Annotated in this window: 21 protein-coding genes and 1 pseudogene; 14 read left to right on the plus strand and 8 right to left on the minus strand. The window is 69.9% G+C overall.

Annotation, left to right across the window (positions count from 1 at the left end):
* Positions 1-23: 23 nt before the first annotated feature.
* Positions 24-845 (minus strand): class I SAM-dependent methyltransferase, encoded by an 822-nt coding sequence (locus ACWIHT_RS17720; RefSeq protein WP_200714620.1) that lies wholly within the window; start codon positions 843-845, stop codon positions 24-26.
* Positions 846-1,238: 393 nt separating this feature from the next.
* Here ACWIHT_RS17720 and rpsA point away from each other — a divergent pair, with 393 nt between their 5' ends.
* The 5 genes from rpsA (at position 1,239) to ACWIHT_RS17745 (ending at position 6,702) form a co-directional block, all read left to right on the plus strand.
* Positions 1,239-2,744, plus strand: a complete 1,506-nt coding sequence (gene rpsA / locus ACWIHT_RS17725; protein WP_200690747.1) for a 30S ribosomal protein S1 — start codon at positions 1,239-1,241, stop codon at positions 2,742-2,744.
* A 236-nt stretch (positions 2,745-2,980) separates the two neighbouring features.
* Positions 2,981-4,507 carry a flavin monoamine oxidase family protein gene (locus tag ACWIHT_RS17730; RefSeq protein WP_456169274.1) on the plus strand — a complete coding sequence of 509 codons (1,527 nt, stop codon included), beginning with the start codon at positions 2,981-2,983 and terminating at the stop codon, positions 4,505-4,507.
* A 135-nt stretch (positions 4,508-4,642) separates the two neighbouring features.
* Positions 4,643-5,581 carry a PAC2 family protein gene (locus ACWIHT_RS17735; protein ID WP_399120602.1) on the plus strand — a complete coding sequence of 313 codons (939 nt, stop codon included), beginning with the start codon at positions 4,643-4,645 and terminating at the stop codon, positions 5,579-5,581.
* 69 nt (positions 5,582-5,650) lie between these two features.
* The gene (coaE, locus tag ACWIHT_RS17740) at positions 5,651-6,271 is read left to right on the plus strand and encodes a dephospho-CoA kinase (RefSeq protein ID WP_456169039.1); all 621 of its coding nucleotides are present in this window, start codon (positions 5,651-5,653) and stop codon (positions 6,269-6,271) included.
* Between the two features lie 50 nt (positions 6,272-6,321).
* A complete protein-coding gene (locus ACWIHT_RS17745; protein ID WP_019067641.1) occupies positions 6,322-6,702 on the plus strand; it encodes a tetratricopeptide repeat protein in 381 nt (126 codons plus the stop codon).
* Between the two features lie 27 nt (positions 6,703-6,729).
* On the opposite strand, the gene ACWIHT_RS17750 is transcribed toward ACWIHT_RS17745, so the two are convergent.
* A complete protein-coding gene (locus ACWIHT_RS17750) occupies positions 6,730-6,996 on the minus strand; it encodes a DUF6343 family protein (protein WP_456169040.1) in 267 nt (88 codons plus the stop codon).
* 87 nt (positions 6,997-7,083) lie between these two features.
* On the opposite strand from ACWIHT_RS17750, the gene ACWIHT_RS17755 reads away from it, so the two are divergent.
* A complete protein-coding gene (locus ACWIHT_RS17755) occupies positions 7,084-7,998 on the plus strand; it encodes an acyltransferase domain-containing protein (RefSeq protein ID WP_456169041.1) in 915 nt (304 codons plus the stop codon).
* A 138-nt stretch (positions 7,999-8,136) separates the two neighbouring features.
* A complete protein-coding gene (locus ACWIHT_RS17760) occupies positions 8,137-8,817 on the plus strand; it encodes a class I SAM-dependent methyltransferase (RefSeq protein WP_456169275.1) in 681 nt (226 codons plus the stop codon).
* 67 nt (positions 8,818-8,884) lie between these two features.
* On the opposite strand, the gene ACWIHT_RS17765 is transcribed toward ACWIHT_RS17760, so the two are convergent.
* Positions 8,885-9,469, minus strand: a complete 585-nt coding sequence (locus tag ACWIHT_RS17765) for an RNA-binding S4 domain-containing protein (protein WP_456169042.1) — start codon at positions 9,467-9,469, stop codon at positions 8,885-8,887.
* A gap of 191 nt (positions 9,470-9,660) precedes the next feature.
* Between ACWIHT_RS17765 and ACWIHT_RS17770 the strand changes: the two genes are divergently transcribed.
* Positions 9,661-10,356: a uracil-DNA glycosylase gene (locus ACWIHT_RS17770; RefSeq protein ID WP_456169043.1), complete on the plus strand. Its 696-nt coding sequence runs from the start codon at positions 9,661-9,663 to the stop codon at positions 10,354-10,356.
* A gap of 40 nt (positions 10,357-10,396) precedes the next feature.
* The gene (gene pip / locus ACWIHT_RS17775) at positions 10,397-11,368 is read left to right on the plus strand and encodes a prolyl aminopeptidase (RefSeq protein WP_456169044.1); all 972 of its coding nucleotides are present in this window, start codon (positions 10,397-10,399) and stop codon (positions 11,366-11,368) included.
* Here the strand turns inward: pip and ACWIHT_RS17780 are convergent.
* Positions 11,356-12,030, minus strand: coding sequence for a GntR family transcriptional regulator (locus ACWIHT_RS17780; RefSeq protein WP_456169045.1), 675 nt, complete (start codon positions 12,028-12,030; stop codon positions 11,356-11,358). The two genes, pip and ACWIHT_RS17780, sit on opposite strands and share 13 nt — an antisense overlap.
* A gap of 195 nt (positions 12,031-12,225) precedes the next feature.
* Here ACWIHT_RS17780 and ACWIHT_RS17785 point away from each other — a divergent pair, with 195 nt between their 5' ends.
* From ACWIHT_RS17785 to ACWIHT_RS17795, 3 genes are all read left to right on the plus strand, one after another.
* Positions 12,226-13,701, plus strand: a complete 1,476-nt coding sequence (locus ACWIHT_RS17785; RefSeq protein WP_456169046.1) for an NCS1 family nucleobase:cation symporter-1 — start codon at positions 12,226-12,228, stop codon at positions 13,699-13,701.
* 5 nt (positions 13,702-13,706) lie between these two features.
* Positions 13,707-14,426 (plus strand): aspartate/glutamate racemase family protein, encoded by a 720-nt coding sequence (locus ACWIHT_RS17790; RefSeq protein ID WP_456169047.1) that lies wholly within the window; start codon positions 13,707-13,709, stop codon positions 14,424-14,426.
* Between the two features lie 213 nt (positions 14,427-14,639).
* A complete protein-coding gene (locus tag ACWIHT_RS17795) occupies positions 14,640-15,587 on the plus strand; it encodes a glycoside hydrolase family 6 protein (RefSeq protein ID WP_456169048.1) in 948 nt (315 codons plus the stop codon).
* 12 nt (positions 15,588-15,599) lie between these two features.
* Here the strand turns inward: ACWIHT_RS17795 and ACWIHT_RS17800 are convergent, their stop codons facing one another.
* From ACWIHT_RS17800 to ACWIHT_RS17815, 4 genes are all read right to left on the minus strand, one after another.
* A complete protein-coding gene (locus tag ACWIHT_RS17800; RefSeq protein ID WP_456169049.1) occupies positions 15,600-16,076 on the minus strand; it encodes an N-acetyltransferase family protein in 477 nt (158 codons plus the stop codon).
* Positions 16,073-16,534: a RidA family protein gene (locus ACWIHT_RS17805; protein WP_456169050.1), complete on the minus strand. Its 462-nt coding sequence runs from the start codon at positions 16,532-16,534 to the stop codon at positions 16,073-16,075. The genes ACWIHT_RS17800 and ACWIHT_RS17805 overlap by 4 nt, the downstream gene beginning before the upstream one ends.
* 57 nt (positions 16,535-16,591) lie before the next feature.
* A complete protein-coding gene (locus tag ACWIHT_RS17810) occupies positions 16,592-17,254 on the minus strand; it encodes a hypothetical protein (protein ID WP_456169051.1) in 663 nt (220 codons plus the stop codon).
* A 100-nt stretch (positions 17,255-17,354) separates the two neighbouring features.
* Positions 17,355-17,945 carry a hypothetical protein gene (locus tag ACWIHT_RS17815; RefSeq protein WP_456169052.1) on the minus strand — a complete coding sequence of 197 codons (591 nt, stop codon included), beginning with the start codon at positions 17,943-17,945 and terminating at the stop codon, positions 17,355-17,357.
* A gap of 235 nt (positions 17,946-18,180) precedes the next feature.
* On the opposite strand from ACWIHT_RS17815, the gene ACWIHT_RS17820 reads away from it, so the two are divergent.
* Positions 18,181-18,633: a hypothetical protein gene (locus ACWIHT_RS17820; protein WP_456169053.1), complete on the plus strand. Its 453-nt coding sequence runs from the start codon at positions 18,181-18,183 to the stop codon at positions 18,631-18,633.
* Between the two features lie 56 nt (positions 18,634-18,689).
* Positions 18,690-19,217: pseudogene (locus ACWIHT_RS17825) on the plus strand (hypothetical protein).
* The last annotated feature ends 44 nt before the right edge of the window (positions 19,218-19,261 follow it).

A 19,261-nucleotide genomic window follows, 5' to 3' on the forward strand; every position in this document is an offset into this window, starting at 1 on the left:
TACGCGCGCGTGCCCGTGTTCCCTCAGTCCCGCCCGCGGTCGCGTTCGCAGACGTAGATCGCCGTTCCCGGGATCAGGTTGCCGCGCAGGGGCGACCAGCCGCCCCACTCGGCGGTGTTCCAGGACGGCCACTCCGGCTCGACGAGGTCCACCAGGCGCAGGCCCGACGCCACGATGTCGCGGATGCGGTCGCCGAGGGTGCGGTGGTGCTCGACGTAGACCGCGCGGCCGTCGTCGTCCTGCTCGACGTACGGAGTGCGGTCGAAGTAGGAGGCCGAGACCGTGAGTCCCTCGGGGCCCGGCTCGTCGGGGAACGCCCAGCGGATCGGGTGCGTGGCCGAGAAGACGAACCGGCCGCCGGGCCGCAGCACCCGGTGCACCTCGCGCAGCACCAGGGCCGGGTCGGCGACGAACGGCAGCGCCCCGTACGCCGAGCACGCCAGGTCGAAGGATTCGTCCGCGAAGGGCAGCGCGCCCGCGTCGGCGCACACCAGAGGGAACGATCCGCCAATGCGCAGCGCGTGCTGGAGCTGGCGGTGCGAGAGGTCCAGGGCCACCGGGCGGGCACCCTGGGCGGCCAGCCAGCGCGAGCACTGGGCCGCGCCGGCGCCGATCTCCAGGACGTCCTTGCCCTTCAGCTCCTCCGGCGGGCCGAGGAGTTCGGCCTCCACTTCGTCGAGGCCCTCGGGGCCCCACACGAAGCGGTCGTCGCCGAGGAACGTGCCGTGTTCGACCTGGTAGTCGTCCGCGTTCCGGTCCCACCAGCCGCGGTTGGCGCGGGAACTCTCGGTGACGTCGGCGTCACGTCGGGTGGCTTCCGGTTCGAACGTATCGGGCTCTTGGATGATCGGCTCCCTCGTCGTACTCTTCCGTCACCTCTACGGTGCGGCTGTCCCGGCGGCGTCACTGAAGGGGTGTGTCAGGCCTGCGTGGCCTCGCGGGACACGTTTTGTGCCGGGTATGCGGCGATCCGCCCCGGGTGTGCGCCTTCGCGCATTGACCCTGTCCGGCTGCCCCCGTATGCTACAAGTTGCGCTGCGGGCCTGCGCACCTCAGACGTAGCAGGTTGCGCTCGCATCTGTATGTATGTCCCCTCGGTTTTCGAGGCGCCACCGGACACCTGGTGTTCCGGATCGGCGCTTCCTTGGCTGTCCGGCCTTCTGCAGAGCGAAGCGAAAAAGGCTCTCGGCGTGAGCAGTACCTACGACTTCAATGTCCGTACCGGAGCCCTTTCCCACATGACGAGCAGCACCGAGACCACCGCCACCACCCCGCAGGTAGCGGTCAACGACATCGGTAACGAGGAAGCCTTCCTCGCCGCGATCGACGAGACGATCAAGTACTTCAACGACGGCGACATCGTCGACGGCGTCATCGTGAAGGTCGACCGGGACGAGGTCCTGCTCGACATCGGTTACAAGACCGAAGGTGTCATCCCGAGCCGCGAGCTCTCGATCAAGCACGACGTCGACCCGAACGAGGTCGTCAAGGTCGGCGACGAGATCGAAGCCCTTGTTCTCCAGAAGGAGGACAAGGAAGGCCGCCTGATCCTCTCGAAGAAGCGCGCCCAGTACGAGCGCGCCTGGGGCACCATCGAGAAGATCAAGGAAGAGGACGGCATCGTCACCGGTACCGTCATCGAGGTCGTCAAGGGTGGACTCATCCTCGACATCGGCCTCCGTGGCTTCCTGCCGGCTTCTCTCGTCGAGATGCGTCGTGTCCGCGACCTCCAGCCCTACGTGGGCAAGGAGCTCGAAGCCAAGATCATCGAGCTGGACAAGAACCGCAACAACGTGGTCCTGTCCCGCCGTGCCTGGCTGGAGCAGACCCAGTCCGAGGTCCGCCAGACCTTCCTCACGACCCTCCAGAAGGGTCAGGTCCGCTCCGGCGTGGTCTCCTCGATCGTCAACTTCGGTGCCTTCGTGGACCTGGGTGGCGTCGACGGTCTGGTCCACGTCTCCGAGCTGTCCTGGAAGCACATCGACCACCCCTCCGAGGTTGTCGAGGTCGGCCAGGAAGTCACCGTCGAGGTCCTCGACGTCGACATGGACCGCGAGCGCGTCTCCCTGTCGCTGAAGGCGACCCAGGAAGACCCGTGGCAGCAGTTCGCCCGCACCCACCAGATCGGCCAGGTCGTGCCCGGCAAGGTCACGAAGCTGGTTCCGTTCGGTGCGTTCGTCCGCGTGGACGAGGGCATCGAGGGTCTGGTGCACATCTCCGAGCTGGCCGAGCGCCACGTGGAGATCCCGGAGCAGGTCGTCCAGGTCAACGACGAGATCTTCGTCAAGGTCATCGACATCGACCTTGAGCGTCGCCGGATCTCGCTGTCCCTGAAGCAGGCCAACGAGTCCTTCGGTGCCGACCCGGCCTCGGTCGAGTTCGACCCGACGCTCTACGGCATGGCCGCGTCGTACGACGACCAGGGCAACTACATCTACCCCGAAGGCTTCGACCCCGAGACCAACGACTGGCTTGAGGGCTACGAGACCCAGCGGGAGGCGTGGGAGCACCAGTACGCCGAGGCGCAGCAGCGGTTCGAGCAGCACCAGGCGCAGGTCATCAAGTCCCGCGAGGCCGACGCCCAGGCGGCGGCCGAGGGTGTCGACACCCCGGGTGCGGCTCCGGCCGCGGCCGGTGGCGGCGGCGGTTCGTACTCCTCCGAGGGTGCGGACACGTCCGGTGCCCTGGCTTCGGACGAGGCGCTCGCTGCCCTGCGTGAGAAGCTGGCCGGCGGCCAGAGCTGATCACCTGAGCAGTAGCTCTTGAACTGAGGGGCCGTACCTTTCGAGGTGCGGTCCCTCAGTCGTTTCCCCGGCCTTGCAGAAACTTGTGGGATACATCAGTAACTGCCGTGCCGTAACCGGCCGTTGGCACGCTTCCCCGGTCATTCATGATCGGAGAGGGGAGCCGGACCATGGCAAGCGACCAGAGCCGACGTGCTTTTCTGCGGAACGTGGGCCTCACCGGTGGAGCGGGCACCATGTTCGCCACCATGGGCGCCCTCGGGCTCGCCCCCACCGCCCAGGCAGCCCAGCGGGAACAGCCCTTCCGGGCCCTCAACGCAAGCGACTTCACGCTCACCGGACGCGGTGCCGCCAAGGTCGTCATCGTCGGCGGTGGCATCGCCGGACTGACCACGGCGTACGAACTGGGCAAGGCCGGCTACGACTGTACGATCCTGGAGGCCAGGGACCGCACCGGAGGCCGCAACTTCACCGTCCGCGGCGGCGACACGACGACCGACCTCTACGGCAACCGGCAGACCGCGCGGTTCGCCGACGGGCACTACATGAACTGCGGTCCCGCGCGGATCCCGCAGTGGATGGTCACCCTCGACTACTGCCGTGAACTCGGCGTCCCCATCCAGGTGTTCACCAACGTCAACGCGGACGCGTACCTCTACAACGAGTCCGCGGGCATGACCAAGCCCGAGCGCTACCGCACCGCCAAGGCCGATGTCTACGGCTATGTCTCGGAGTTGCTCGCCAAGGCCACCGACAAGGGCGCCCTGGACAAGGAGTTGACCGCCACCGACCAGGAGCGGCTCGTCGAGTTCCTCAAGGACTGGGGCGAGCTGGGCGACACGCTGAAGTACACGGGCGGTGAGCGGCGCGGGTACTCGACCGTCCCGGCCGCCGCGGGCACCCCCGGTGTACTGCTCGGGGACGTACCCACCGCCTCCCAGGTGCTCGCCAGCGGCGTCGGCCGCTACTTCTCCTTCGAATTCGGCTTCGACCAGGCCATGTTGATGTTCCAGCCGGTCGGCGGCATGGACCAGATCCCGAAGGCGCTGACCCGGGCGATCGGCGCCCATCGCATCCGTACCGGGGCGGTCGTCTCCAAAATCACCGACAAGGGGAGTGGTGTTTCGGTCACCTACACCCAGGGAGGCCGTACGAGGGTCGTCGAGGCCGACTACTGCGTCGGCGCCCTGCCGCCCAACATCCTCGCCAAGATCCCGCACAACCTCGGCTCCGGCGTCCAGACCGCCCTTGAGGCGATCACCCCGTCGTCCGCAGCCAAGATCGGCCTGGAGTACAAGTCCCGCTGGTGGGAACTCGATCACCGGATCTACGGCGGCATCACCGAGACCGACCAGGACGTCACCCACATCTGGCACCCTTCGTACGGCTTCCAGGGTGAGCGGGGCGTCCTCATCGGGTACTACAACTACGACGACGACGCGGACTCGTACGCGAAGCTCTCCCCGAAGGGGCGCGAGGAGCGGGCGGTGGCCGTGGGCGTGAAGATCTACGGGGAGAAGTACCGCAGCGAACTGGCATCGTCCTTCTCCCACCACTGGCGTCAGACGCCCCACCTGGAGGCCGCGTGGCACGACACCCCCGGCGGCCCCGACGACGTCCGCTACAAACCGCTCAACGAACCCACGGGACGCGTCTACTTCGCAGGCGACTGGCTCAGCTACACAGACGCCTGGCAGCACGGCGCGTTCTCCTCCGCCCGCAAGGCCGTGATCGCGCTCCACGCGCGCGTGCTGTCCTCGTGACGTGGGCGCTCTCCTGGTGACGCGGGGGAGCGGCGCATGAAAAGCCAGTAAGAGGCGCCTGATCAGGGGCATGGGCGGGAATGCCCATGCCCTGGAGGGCGTTGTGCAGTACGAACACGAGGAGGAGCGGTCACAGTGCTTGATCCGCAGGGTTTGTACGCATGGGAGCCGAAGGGCCTGGCCGTCGTCGACATGGCGCTCGCACAGGAGTCGGCCGGTCTTGTCATGCTCTACCACTTCGACGGATACATCGACGCGGGCGAGACGGGCGACCAGATCGTCGAACGACTGCTCGACACGCTGCCGCACCAGGTCGTGGCCAGATTCGACCACGACCGGCTCGTGGACTACCGCGCCCGCCGTCCGCTGCTCACCTTCAAGCGTGACCGGTGGACCGACTACGAGGAGCCCACGCTCGACGTACGACTGGTCCAGGACGCCACCGGAGCGCCCTTCCTGCTGCTCTCCGGCCCCGAGCCGGACGTGGAGTGGGAGCGCTTCGCCCTGGCCGTCCAGCAGATCGTGGAGCGCCTCGGTGTCCGCCTGTCCGTGAACTTCCACGGCATCCCCATGGGCGTCCCGCACACCCGCCCGGTGGGCCTGACCCCGCACGGCAACCGCACCGACCTCGTCCCGGGCCACCGCAGCCCCTTCGACGAGGCGCAGGTCCCCGGCAGCGCCGAGGCGCTCGTCGAGTACCGCCTCATGGAGGCCGGCCACGACGTCCTGGGCGTCGCCGCGCACGTCCCGCACTACATCGCCCGCTCCCCGTACCCGGACGCGGCCCTGACCGTCCTGGAGGGCATCACCGCGGGCACCGGACTGGTCCTCCCGGGCATCGCGCACTCCCTGCGCACCGAGGCCCACCGCACCCAGACCGAGATCGACCGCCAGATCCAGGAGGGCGACGAGGAACTCGTGGCGCTCGTCCAGGGCCTTGAGCACCAGTACGACGCCGCCGCGGGCGCCGAGAGCCGCGGCAACATGCTCGCCGAGCCGGTCGAGATCCCGTCCGCGGACGAGATCGGCCAGGAGTTCGAGCGCTTCCTGGCGGAGCGCGAGGGCGACAACTGACGGACGAGTCGGCGGTCGTGGCGTCGGTTGCCGGGTGGCCTGTCAGTGACAGGCCGTAGGCTTCTGTCCATGCTGAAGGTCGGCCTCACCGGGGGCATCGGTGCCGGTAAGAGTGAAGTGTCGCGGCTGCTCGTCGGATACGGCGCCGTCCTGATCGACGCCGACCGCATCGCGCGCGAGGTCGTCGCGCCCGGAACCCCCGGGCTCGCGGCGGTCGTCGAGGCCTTCGGCGAGGACGTGCTCGGTGCGGACGGCGGCCTCGACCGGCCGAAGCTGGGCAGCATCGTCTTCGCCGACCCCGAGAAGCTCGCCGTGCTCAACTCGATCGTCCACCCCCTGGTGGGCCGGCGCTCCCGAGAGCTCGAAACCGCGGCGGCCGACGACGCCGTGGTGATCCACGACGTACCCCTCCTCGCAGAGAACGCCCTCGCCGCGCTGTACGACCTCGTGATCGTCGTCGACGCGAGCCCCGAGACACAGCTCGACCGGCTGGTGCGGCTGCGCGGCATGACCGAGGAGGACGCACGCGCGCGTATGGCCGCCCAGGCGACGCGCGAGAAGCGGCTCGCCATCGCGGACATCGTCATCGACAACGACGTACCCCTGGAGGAGCTGGAGCGGCGCGTACGGGACGTATGGGAGGAACTCGTGCGCAGGGCGCACGCGCCCCAGCAGCCACCCCAGGAATAGCGGGGCTTCTCCCGGGCGTTGAAACGTCCGAGCGAGGGAAGGAATTCGCCGTGCCCGAGAACAGCGGAACAACCGGACGTACTCCGGAGACGCATGTCATCGACTTCCGCGCCGCAGAGCAGCTGCTCGCCGCGCGGGACCCGCGGGGCGCGGTGAAGCTGCTCGACAACGTCATCGACGCGCACCCCGAGAACACCGCCGCCCGCCTGCTGCGCGCGCGAGCCTTCTTCGCCGCCGCGCAACTGCGCCCCGCCGAGCTGGAGTTCACCATCGTCCTGGAGCGAGAGCCGGACAACGCGTTCGCGCACTTCGCGCTCGCCCGCACCTACGAGCGGCAGGGACGCGCCGACCAGGCCAAACGCCACTTCAGGCTGGCCGCCGCGCTCGATCCCCAGCCGCAGTACCTGAAGGCGGCCCGCTTCGACGGATAGGCCCCCGCGCGCGAGTCGGTCAGTCGGTCAGGGGTGGCGGTGCTCCGGCGGTCGGTACGGCGGGATGTCGGGGCCCGGCTGGTAGTGCGGGCCCTGGCGCATATGTCTGAGGATCATGGCCATGTCGACCGTGACGATCAGCCACAGGACCCCGCAGGCCGCCGCCCAGCCGGGGCGCCCGGCGAGTGCGAACGCGGCCGTGCCGAAGATCGTCCAGACCAGCCCCCACACGCTCAGCCAGAACCGCGCCCGCAGCGGACTGCGCGCTGTCGTCGGCTCACTGCCCGTACGCATATCCGGATCACTACTCCTCCTTGCAACGTACTCTTCGGGTCGGACGTTCTCCACAGGTAGAGACCCGACAGGGAGGGGAAGCGCACTGTGCTGCCGGACGCCGACGAACTGCCCGAGGTCCTGCTCGACCTCGCCGTACCCCACGAGGACATCAACGAACTGGTCCGACTGCGCCGGGTGTTGGCGCGCGACCCCGATGCGGTAGAGCTCCTGGAGGAGTGTGTCGGGGAACTGGTGAAGGACATCGGGGAGCACGGCCACTGGACCCGGCTCACCGAGCTGCTCCTCGCCCGGCTGCCCGAGGCCCCACCCGAGATCGGCCCCTACTTCTCGGTGTACGTGTTCGTCGCCGCGCTGCCCGCCACGCACGCGTACCACCGCGAACGCGGCATCCCCGCGGACGTCTCCCGGCGCACCCTCGCCGACCTGGGACGCAACATCGCGGTGCACCACAAACGGTTCGGCGGGGGAGGCCTGCCGTTCCCGCAGTGGCTCGTCCCGCACTTCCGCGGCGAGCTGTACCAACTGGGGCGACTTCAGTACGAACGTGCACGGCTGGGCGAGCGCACCGCACAGGCGCTCAAGGCGGCCGGGCTGGACGTCGAGCCCGGATCGCCCTGCCTGAACCTGCACATCCCCGACTTCCAAGGACCGCTCTCGCCGACCGCCTACGACCGCTCGCTGGAGCTGGCCCGCCCGTTCTTCGCCCGGCACTTCCCCGAGGAACACCACGCGATCGCGGTCTGTCACTCCTGGCTGCTGGACCGGCAGTTGAAGCAACACCTGCCCGCCGACTCGAACATCGTCCACTTCCAGGAACGGTTCCGGGTGGCCTACGACGACACGGAGCCGACCGACGGCGATCCGGTCCAGTTCGTGTTCGGCAACCCCGCACTGCCGGTGGCGACCCTGCCTCGGCGCACCTCCGTGGAGCGGGCCGTCGGCGACCATCTGCGGGCGGGCGGGCACTGGTACCTCGGGCACGGCTGGTTCCCGCTCTGAGCCGGGCCCGCCGTCCGGGTCCAGCGGGTTCCGCCCCAACGGTTGCCTCTCCCAAGGGAATTGACTCGTACGGGTGAACCAGTGCGAGTCGGGAACGGGCGTGCGGTCGCGAGCCGTTTGACGGGCATGCGACTCGAAATGCGTGAGGGGTACGAGGGGACAGGACCCGGGGCGATCACCCCGGACGGCTGCGCGGTGGAGCTGTATTCACGGCTGCCCGTGGGAGCGGAGCCGGACATCATCACGGCGGCCGTGCCGGCGGGCGCGCGCGTCCTGGAGCTGGGCAGCGGGGTGGGACGGGTGACCCACCCCCTCCTGGAGCGCGGGTTCACGGTCACGGCGGTCGACGAGTCCGCCGAGATGCTGGAGCGGATCCGGGGCGCGCGCACGATATGCAGCCCCATCGAGAATCTCGACCTGGGCGAGACCTTCGACGTCGTGATGCTGGCGTCGTTCCTGGTGCACGCCGGAGACGAGGAGGTGCGGCGCGGACTGCTGAGGACCTGCGTACGGCATGTCGCGGCGGGCGGCTGCGTGCTGATCCAGCGGGAGGGCGAGGACTACCACTTGAATCTGCCGCGCGAGCGGGTCGACCCCAGCGGCTTCACCCTACGGATGGTGTCGGCGGAGCCGGTCGGGGACGGGGTCAACTCGGTGCGCGCGGAGTATGTGTTCCCGGACGCGGTCTGGACCCAGACGTTCCTGGCCCGGCCGTTGACGAAGGATCAGTTCGAGGAGGCGCTGGCGGAGGCGGGACTGAAGGTGGACAGCTATCTGACACCGGACCGGGTGTGGGTGCGGGCGGTGCCGATGGACTGACGGTCTGAGGGCGGGCAGCACGGGGAGGTGCCGCGACTGCCCCGACGGCTGTGACCCGCGTCCGATCTCACCGTTGCGTGCCCCGGCGGGTGTTGTGGCGGGCGGTGCCGTGTGCTCCGCGGTGCGGATCGGGCGTTTCGCCGGGGGAGCCGGAGGTGGGCAGATCGCGCAGGCGTTCCAGTTCGCGGCGGTCGCGCTTGGTGGGGCGGCCGGTGCCGCGGTCGCGGACACCGGCCGGGGCCACGGTCTCGCGGGGCGGGGGCGGCGGGGAGTTGTCCACGTAGCACTCGGCGGCGACGGGAGGGCCGACCCGCTTGCGGATGACGCGCTTCACGACAACGATCCGCTCCCGGCCCTCGTGGCGCAGGCGTACCTCGTCGCCGACGCGGACGGAGTGGGCGGGCTTCACCCGCTCGCCGTTGACGCGGACGTGGCCGCCCTTGCAGGCGGCGGCGCCCATGGAACGGGTCTTGACCAGACGGACGGACCAGATCCAGCTGTCGACGCGGACGCTCTCGCCGTTCGAGGGACCGGCGGCAACGGCGGCGGCCACGGCATCGCCCCGCGGTTCGGGCGCGGGGCGATGGTCGTCGGTCTCGTCGCTCACGTCATCGCTCACGTCGTCGCTCTCGTGCACGCCCTCGGAAGCCATGCGCCGATTTTAGTCCCCGGGGGACATCGGGCAGTGGCGGTTGCCGACGCCGCCGGTCGGGGTGATCGGCCGATCCGCGGCCGCCCGGTGCTCTGCCCGGTCGGCACCGGAGCCCGCGCGGTGATCGCCGAAGCCCTTGCGATGTTCGCCGGAGCCCGTGCGGTGATCGCCGGAGCCCGTACGGTGAGGGGATGAACCTGTCCGACCTCGATCGCGGGATCACCGGCTGCCGGGCCTGTCCCCGGCTGGTCGCCTGGCGTGAGGAGGTCGCCCGCACCAAACGCGCGGCCTTCGCCGACTGGACGTACTGGGGCCGCCCGGTACCCGGCTTCGGTCCCGCCGACGCACCCCTGCTGATCATCGGCCTCGCCCCGGCCGCGCACGGTGCGAACCGGACCGGCCGCATGTTCACGGGTGATCGCTCCGGGGACGTCCTGTACGAGGCCCTGTACGACGTGGGTCTCGCCTCGCAGCCGACCGCCGTGAGTGCCGACGACGGCCTGGAGCTGTACGGCGTGCGCATCACCTCGCCGGTGCGCTGCGCACCGCCCGCCAACAAGCCCACCCCCGAGGAGCGCGACACCTGCCGTTCCTGGCTCGTCGACGAACTGACGCTGCTGCGGCCGACGTTGAAGGCCGCGATCGTGCTCGGCGGCTTCGGCTGGCAGGCCGCGCTGCCCGCGTTCGCGGCGGCGGGATGGGCCGTGCCGAAGCCGCGACCGGCGTTCGGGCACGGGGTGCGGGTGCCGCTCGACGGCCTCGACCTCTTCGGCTGCTTCCACGTCAGCCAGCGCAACACCTTCACCGGGAAGCTCACCCCCGCGATGCTGCGGGACGTGCTGCGCACGGCGGCCGGGGCGGCGGGGCTGCCGACCGCCGCGCCATAACGTGTGGCAGGGGATTCGCGGCGGACGTTAGGGTCGCCGGATGGGCCTGTATCCGGAGATCGAACCGTACGACCACGGCATGCTCGACGTCGGAGACGGCAACCTCGTCCACTGGGAGACCTGCGGAAACCCGCACGGCAAGCCGGCGGTCGTGCTGCACGGCGGTCCGGGATCGGGCTGTTCCCCCTACCCCCGGCGCTACTTCGATCCCGCCGTCTACCGGATCGTGCTGCTCGACCAGCGCGGCTGCGGACGTTCCACCCCGCACGCGAGCCGCTACGACACCGACATGAGCGTGAACACGACGGCTCATCTGATCGCCGATCTGGAGCTGCTGCGGCGGCACTTGGGGATCGAACGGTGGCTGGTGTGGGGCGCGTCGTGGGGCTCGGTGCTCGGACTGCGGTACGCGCAGACGCATCCCGGGGCGGTGTCGGAGCTGGTGCTGACCTGCGTGGCCACCGGTTCCGATCCGGAAGTGGCCTTGCTGACCAGGGGACTTGGGAAAATCTTCCCCGAGGCCTTCGAGCGGTTCATCGGTGAACTGCCCGTGGGGGAGCGCGACGGGAACCTCGCCGCCGCCTACAACCGGCTCATCGAGTCCCCCGACCTGGCGGTGCGGGAGCGGGCGGCGCGTGCGTGGACCGACTGGGAGACGGCGATCATCCCCGCCCCGCCGCGCTCCGAAAAGCGGTACGAGGACCCGAAGTTCCGCATGTGCTTCGCCCGCACCGTCACGCACTACTTCGGCAACGACCACTTTCTCGGCGAGGGCAACGACGAGGGCGTCGTACTCCGGGACGCGCACCTGCTCAAGGGCATCCCCGGCACCCTCGTCCAAGGCAGCCTCGACCTCGGCAACCTTGTCGGTTGCGCCTGGCGGCTGCACCATGCCTGGCCCGGCAGCGAGTTGGTGATCGTGGACGAGGCCGGGCACAACGCGAGCGCGCCCGGTGTCGCGGAGGCGCTGGTGGCGGCGACGGACAAGTACGCCCGCCGTCAGCCCAGTTGATCCCCTGCGGTGCCGAAAAGATGGCGCACCGTGGAGCGGTAGTTCGCCTGGACGTGGCTGAGGGCGTGGGCGCGGGCTCGGTCCGGGTCGCCGGAGGCGATCGCCGCGTACAACTCCTCGTGCTCGGTGAGGAGTTGGGGCCACTCCTCGTTCTGCCGGGTGAGCCAGCGCAGTCGGCCGTCGACCGGTTCCATGACCGAGATCAGCAGGCTGTTGCCGGCCAGGGCCAGAATGCGGTCGTGGAAGCGGGTGTTGACGTCGGTGATGGCCTCGGCGTCGTCGGACCGGGTGGCCTCGGCCGCGCTGTCCAGCAACTCCCGTAGTTCGGCGAGTGCTTGAGGGGTGGCGCGGGTCGCGGCGAGCCCGGCCGCGTACACCTCCAGCGCCTCGCGCAGCTCGAACAGCTCCTTGACGTCGGTCGGGGTCAGCCGTCGTACGACCGTACGGCGGGCCGACTCGAACAGGACGAAGCCCTCCGCCACCAGGGCCCGGATCGCCTCCCGGACCGGCACGCGCGAGACACCGAAGCGTTCGGCCAGCTCGCGTTCCACCAGCCGGTCTCCGGGACGGAGACGACCGGCGATGATGTCCTGCCGCAGGGTCGCCAGGACGCGTTCGCGCACCGCCCCGAGGGGTTCGATCTTCGCTGTCATGGAGCTCATGGAGCCATCTTCGCCGACTCCGGGTGTCTTTTACGGAGCGTTAACAGTGGTGACATCGGTCGGAACCGTTGACGGGAGGACCATGACGGCAGTTTGGTATACCAAACGACACCGGAAGCCGTCCCGCCCACGCCTGTTCCCCTCCCGCCCCCCACGCCCTCCGCGCTCTCCCGTCCCCTCGCCCTGGAGGCCCCCGTGTCACTCGCCGACCGTGCCGTAGTCACCGGCACACCAGCGTTCGTCCCCGACCCCCGGCTCACCAACGAAGACCTCGCCCCCGCCGACAAGCGCAACTGGAAGGTCTTCGACCTCTTCGCCATGTGGATGTCGGACGTCCACAACCTCGGCAACTACACGTTCGCCGCAGGCCTGTTGGTGCTCGGCATGAACGTCTGGCAGGTCTTCACCTCGCTCCTCGTCGGCTTCGTGCTCATCTACGTCGGCATGAACTGGATGGGGAGGATCGGGCAGGCGCACGGCGTCCCGTTCCCGGTCGTCAGCCGCATCAGCTTCGGCGTGTGGGGCGCCAACATCCCGGCCCTGATCCGGGCCGTGATCGCCATCATGTGGTACGGCATCCAGACCTATCTGGCCTCCGTCGCCGTCAACGTGATGCTGCTGGCCGCCTGGCCGGGCCTGGAGTCCTGGACTCACCACTCCTTCCTGGGACTTGACGCCCTCGGCTGGGTCTCGTTCGTGTCCCTGTGGCTGATCCAGGCGGTGATCATCAGCCAAGGCATGGAATCCGTACGGAAGTTCCAGGACTTCTGCGGCCCGGCGATCTGGCTGGTGATGATCGCGCTGGCCATCTGGGTGCTGGCGAAGGCCGGTTGGTCGATCTCGCTGACCTCCACCCCGCACCCGGTCTCGTTCGGCGAGCAGTGGCGCCAGTGGTTCGGCGCGATCGGCCTGATCCTCGCGACCTACGGCACGCTGATGCTCAACTTCTGCGACTTCTCCCGCTTCGCACCCGACTACAAGACCGTCCGCCGAGGCAACTTCTGGGGTCTGCCCATCAACTCCACGGCGTTCGTGGTCGTTTCGGTGATCGTCACGGCCGGTTCGCTGGAGGTCTGGGGCCAAGCCATCACGGATCCGGCCGAGTTGGTGGCCAAGGTCGGCAACACCTGGGTGATGGTGCTGGGCGCGTTCACGTTCGCCGTCGCCACCATGGGCGTCAACATCGTCGCCAACTTCGTCTCCCCGGCGTACGACCTGGCCAACGTCTGGCCGCAGAAGATCACCTTCAGGATCGGCGGCATGATCAGCATGGTCGCCGCGCTGGTCGTCACCCCGTGGAACCTGTTCTCCAACCCCACGGTCGTCAACTACTTCCTCGGCGGCCTCGGCGCCTTCCTGGGCCCGCTGTTCGGCGTGATCATGGTCGACTACTACTGGGTCAAGCGCGGCCGTGTCGACGTCCAAGAACTCTTCGACGCGACCCCCGGCTCCCGCTACTACTACCGCAGGGGCGTCAACCCCAAGGCCCTGTGGGCGTTCCTGCCCTCGGCGGGCGTCGCGGCCGTACTCGCACTCGTGAAGACGTTCAGCGACGTCGCCCCGTACTCGTGGTTCATCGGTACGGCCCTGGGCGCCGGCCTGTACCTGCTGATCTGCCGCAGCGACCGCGCCGCCGCCGAGCCCGCCGCCCCCGAGCCGGTGGAGGTCTGAGCGGAGTGCGCATCGTCGTCACCAACTGCAACACCACGCAGGAGATGACCGAGGAGATCGTACGAGGTGCCCGGGCCGCCGCAGGCCCGGGCACCACCGTGACCGGACTGACCCCCGCGTGGGGCCCCGAGTCCGCGGAGGGCTGGCTCGACAGTTACCTCTCGGCCGCGGCCGTCATGGACCTGCTGCGGACCTACGACGGCCCGTCCTACGACGCGGTCGTCATGGCCGGCTTCGGGGAGCACGGACGGGAAGGCGTCCGGGAGTTGGTGGACGTACCGGTCGTCGACATCACCGAGGCGGCTGCCCATCTGGCCTGTCTGCTGGGCCGCCGCTACGGCGTCGTCACCACGCTGGAACGCTCGTGCGGCCAGATCGAGGACAGCCTGGAACTGGCCGGGGTGGGCCGCAACTGCGCGGCGGTGGTGGGCACGGGGCTGAGCGTCCTCGACCTCGGCGGCGACGAGGACCGTACGGAGGCGGCGTTCCTCGCGGCGGCGGAACGGGCGTGCGCGGCCGGGGCCGAGGTGCTGGTCCTGGGCTGCGCGGGGATGACGGGCCTCCAACGGGCGGTGGGGGAGAAGCTGGGGCTGCCGGTGGTCGACGGGGTCGGCGCGGCGGTGAAACTCGCGGAGTCGCTGGTGGGGTTGGGATTGAGGACGAGCAGGGCGGGGAGTTATGCGAGCCCGGTGCCCAAGAAACGAGCCTGGGGTGGAGGTTTTTAGGGGCGCCGGGCCGTATCGATTTGCGGCTCCTCCGCGTGGGCGCGACAAGCCACGACGGCGCCGCACCCGCCGAACAACACATCGCGGCACTCTCGACAGCGCATCCGTAGGGGTGATCTTGCAGCGACCTGACCGGCGTTACGGCGACTCGTGGAAGCGTGCCCCGCAAACTCCCGGAAGGACGAGCCCTCACCGGCAAGAACGGAGCCTCCCTTGCCCACACCGGTACAGCGAGCCCTCCTCGCCACGCTCCTCGCGGGACTCTGCTGTGCCGGGGCGACCCGCGACGTACCGGAACCCTTCTGGACCACCCCCGACTCGCGCGCCGCGCGCCAGGCGGCCACCTGGCGCGAGGACGGCCGAACAGCCGACGCCACGCTGATGGACCGCATCGCCGCCAGACCCGAGGCCGAGTGGCTGAACGGCCCCAACCCCGGCCCGGTCGTCCGCGCCCGCACCACCGCCGCCGCCCGCGCCGGACAGACCGCCGTACTCGTGGCGTACTACATCCCGAACCGCGACTGCGGCCAGTACTCGCTGGGCGGCGCCCCCACCGCGACCGTCTACCGCACCTGGATCGACGAGTTCGCGACCGCCCTCGGCGACCGGGGCGCCTACGTCATCGTCGAACCGGACGCCGTCGCCCAGGTGGTCGCCGGCTGCACCCGGGTCGTGGCGAACGACCGATACGCCCTGCTCGCCTACGCCGTCGACCGCCTCAAACGCCAACTGCACACCCGCGTCTACCTCGACGCCGGCAACTCCGGCTGGATCCCCGAGGCCTGGCGACTGGTCGACGCGCTGAAGGCGTCCGGCGTCGCCCGAGCCGACGGGGTCGCCCTGAACGTCTCCAACTTCCAGACGAACAAGGCGAGTTCGACATACGGCGACCAGCTCTCCAAGGACCTCGCCGACACGCACTACGTCATCGACACCAGCCGCAACGGCAACGGCCCCTACGCCGGCACCGACTCCTGGTGCAATCCGCCCGGCCGCGCCCTGGGCACCCCGCCGACGACCCGCACAGGCAACCCGCTCCTCGACGCCTACCTGTGGATCAAACGCCCAGGCGAGTCCGACGGCACCTGCCGGGGCGGTCCGGCGGCGGGCCGGTGGTGGCCGACGTACGCCCTGGAACTGGCCCGCAACACAGGCCCCTGACAGGCCCCTGACCTACGACTCGGGCTCCCACACATACCGCACGTCCGGCTCCCGCTCCTCGTTGGTGCTGCCGTCCGTGAACTCGACGGCAACGAAGCCGTGCCGCTCGTAGAACCGGTGGGCGGGCCTGTTGACCTGGAAGGTCCACAGGTGCAACCCCTTCGGACTCCGCTCCTTGGCCAGTTCCACGCACCGGTCGCCGAGGCCGCGCCCGCGCCAGTCCGGGTCGAGGTAGAGCTGCGACAGCAGATCGCCGTTGAGCACCATCACCCCCACGATTCCGCCGCTGTCAGCCGCGTCGGCCACCCAGACCTCGCGCAGGGGCACGACGACGTTCCGGAAGTGGTCGCGCACGTCGTCGGCGGACCGCGGGCTGACGACGGTCGGCAGCGCGGCGGCGAAGGACCGCAGCCACACATCGGCGGCGGGGCGCGCGTCCGGGGCGGTCGCCCGGCGGAGGGTGACGTCGGTCTCGGGGACGTGATTCACGGCTGCGCCCCCTCTTCCGGTGCGGATGGCGCGGACGATGTGGACGGTACGGGCGACGCGGGCGGTACGACGGCCGTCGCCGTGATCTCCACGAGTTGCCCGGTGTACCCGAGGCAGGCCACGCCGACGAGTGTGGACGAGTGCGGCCCGACGCTCAGCCCGGACGCCTCGACCACATCCCACACGGCGGACAGCACCGAGGGCTCACTGCTCACGACGTACACGTCCGTTGCCACGACATGCCCCAAGTCGCTGCCGACCGCCCGCAGTTGCTCACCCAGATTCGCGAGTACCTGCTCGGCCTGTCGTACCGCGTCCCCCTCACCGACCACCTTGCCGTCGGCGTCGAGCGGAACGGCCCCGGCGAGGAAGGCGAGCTTCGTACCGGCCTCGACGACGGTGGCGTGCGAGTACGTGGGTGGCGGGAAGAGGGTGTGGGCGGTGACGCGTTCGAGCACGGGGCCTCCCAGAGGTGGGGGTTGGCGGCGGGCTTCGCCCTGCTGGACGTCAGCGGATCACGTGCACGGCGGCACCCGCATCCGAATTACCGGCTGACTGCGGCCAGCCGGCGTTCGCATTCCTGTGCAAGGAGTGGGTACGCCATCGGCGATGGCGGCGTAGAGCCGGCGTCGGAGCAGTTCCTCCGCCGCGGCGCGGCCGGTGGTGCCGTACAGCCCGTTCAGGAGTTCGTCGTAGCGGGTCAGGCGATGGCGCAGATAGTCGACCTTCCACCGGTCGAGTGCGGTGTGATCGGCACCCTCGACCGTCGCTGTACGCGTCCGCTCCTCGTCCTGCCGGTCGCGGTGCTCGACCGCCAGTGCCGTCAGCCTCTGCGGGGTCAGGCGCGGTACGTCGATCGGCTCGGCCGTGATGCGCGCCAGTACCTCCCGCCGCCTGCGCCGAGCGGCGCCCCGGGCCGCGGCGGACCGCCGCGCGGCAGCCGCCGCGACGGCCCGGAACGCGTCACTCCGCTCGGTGGCCTCGACCCGCTCGACGCAGTACAGGCGGGTCGGCGGGGACGACCTGACATGCGGGTTGGCCCGCAACAGATCGGGTTCGCCGAGCAGTTGACGCACCATGCCGGCCGTCCATCCCCGCGCCCGCAACCCGGCCGCCGAGAGATGCGTACGTGCGGCCCGCGAGTCGCCGCCATCCTCACTGGTCTTGTGTGCTGTCATCGACCGCTCCCCCGTGGTGACTCTCAGTGACCACTCCATTGAAGCGCGCACCACTGACAATCGGCCCGAGGGCCCGTTCTCCGGCCGAGAGAGCGACCTCTCAGCCGTCCGCGGCCGTCGGCGTGTTCTCGGGATCGCGCGGTGCGGGCAGGTCGATGAGGTCGCTGACTCCGGCCACCTCCTGCAAGGTCCGGGCCAGTGACATCAGCGAACTCCGCACCTCGGAGATCGACCGGCGCAGCGCGTCCTCGTGTTCCCACTCCCGCTCCCACGCCACCGGGTCCTCGCCCTCGGGCCGCTGCGACTCGTAGGCCGCGAGGCGGGGATGCCAGGACGCGAGCAGGGGACGCAGGACGCGGTTGAGGACGGTGACCGCGAGGACGGCGAAGCTGACGTGGCCGGGGGCCAACGGCGGGGCGATGTCGGGGCCGTAGCGGCGGAGTATGTCCCGGGTGGTGCCGAAGAAGGTGTAGAGGGAGGACAGGGCCTCCCTCAAGAACCCCTCGTCGGCGGCGAGTTCCTCGACCGAGACGCGGGTGACCAGTTCGAGGTACAACTCCCAGGCCGCGCTGCGTTCCGCGTCGGCCGGTTCCCAGGTTCCCGAGATCTCCCCGACGAACGGGATCGTCAGCCTGGCCGTGATCTGCGACGGACCGCTCGGACGCCGTCGCTTGCGCTGCCTGTTTCTCATGATCGCCTCCCCGGTACCCACAGTAGGGCAAGTCGCCGTGTGGGACGTCCTTCTCAGCGACGGCATCAGCGACACCGTCCGGCGCGAGCCGACCCGCCCCGGCGGACGACCTCACCGCCGTGGCGACCGACGTACGCGAGCACGTCGCCCACCTCTCCGAACCCCGCCGCGCGGCCTGTGCGTCCGCCGCGACCCGGTTACGCTGACCTTCCCAGGAAGCCGGAGGGAGGCACCCATGGCAGCATCCAGTGAGTCGGAGCGGATGGCCGCCTTCGGCATCCAGGTCGAGCTGGTCACCCGGATCGGCGTGCAGGAACTGGCTCCCGGCACGGGCAGTCTGCGCGAGACGCTGGCGTCCCTGAATTCGCTGATCGACTTCACGCGCGGGACGCTGCACACGTACAGCGTCGGTCTGGAGCGAGGCTCCGGCACACCGACCGTCCAGAGCCTCGCCCACGCCCTCGTCAACGACACCATCCGCCCCTTCACCAGCACCTGGCATCCCCGCCTCGCCGCCTACGAGGCCCGCTGCCCCGCCGGCACCGTCCCCCTCGACCACGAGGCCGCCTGGCCCCAGGCCGAGGCCATGCGCGCCGAACTGACCGCACTGCGCGAGCCGTTGCTCCGCATCACGGAGGCGCTGGGAGGCATCTCGGGGGCGGACTTCGGGGTGGCGGCGACGGGCTGAGGATCCAGTGATTCCCTTCACTTACCTTCCCCGACCGACCAGTTGGAGCCACGGCCGTGCCCACGCGTGACGACGCGGAGTTCCTCGACACCGCCACCGCCGACCGTCTCGCCGCCCTCCCCACCGTCCAAGCCGTCGCCCTGGGCGGTTCCCCTGCCCAGGGCACCCACCGGCCCGACAGCGACTGGGACTTGGCGGAGGCCGAGGCGGAGAAAGGGCGCTTCCGGGTGGAGCCGTCGCTGTTCCATCTCGCCGGAATCCCCAGCTACTTGGTGGTCGCCGAACTCGCGATCAATCGTGTGCTGCGAGGTGAACTGCCGTGCCCCGACGCCTATCCCGAGAAGCTGCGGCGCTCCGCCGTCGAACGCCGGCACGGCACCGCCCGCGCGGGCCAACCACGCGCCGAAGGGAAACCTCACCGAGGTCGCCGGCGCGCTCGCCGTGGCCGCCGTACAGGCCGGGCACGGTGTGCTGGCGGGGCGGGGCGGGGGGAGTGGGTGACGAGCGAGAAGCGGTTGTTGGAGCGGGCCGGGCTGTGGCGGATCGACGACATCGTGGCGGGTGGCCTGCGCCCGGAACCGTAGGTGCTCGCTCGCGCGGTTGCCGACGCGGAATCTGTCTTCCGGGC

Source organism: Streptomyces sp. NPDC002276, assembly GCF_053891435.1.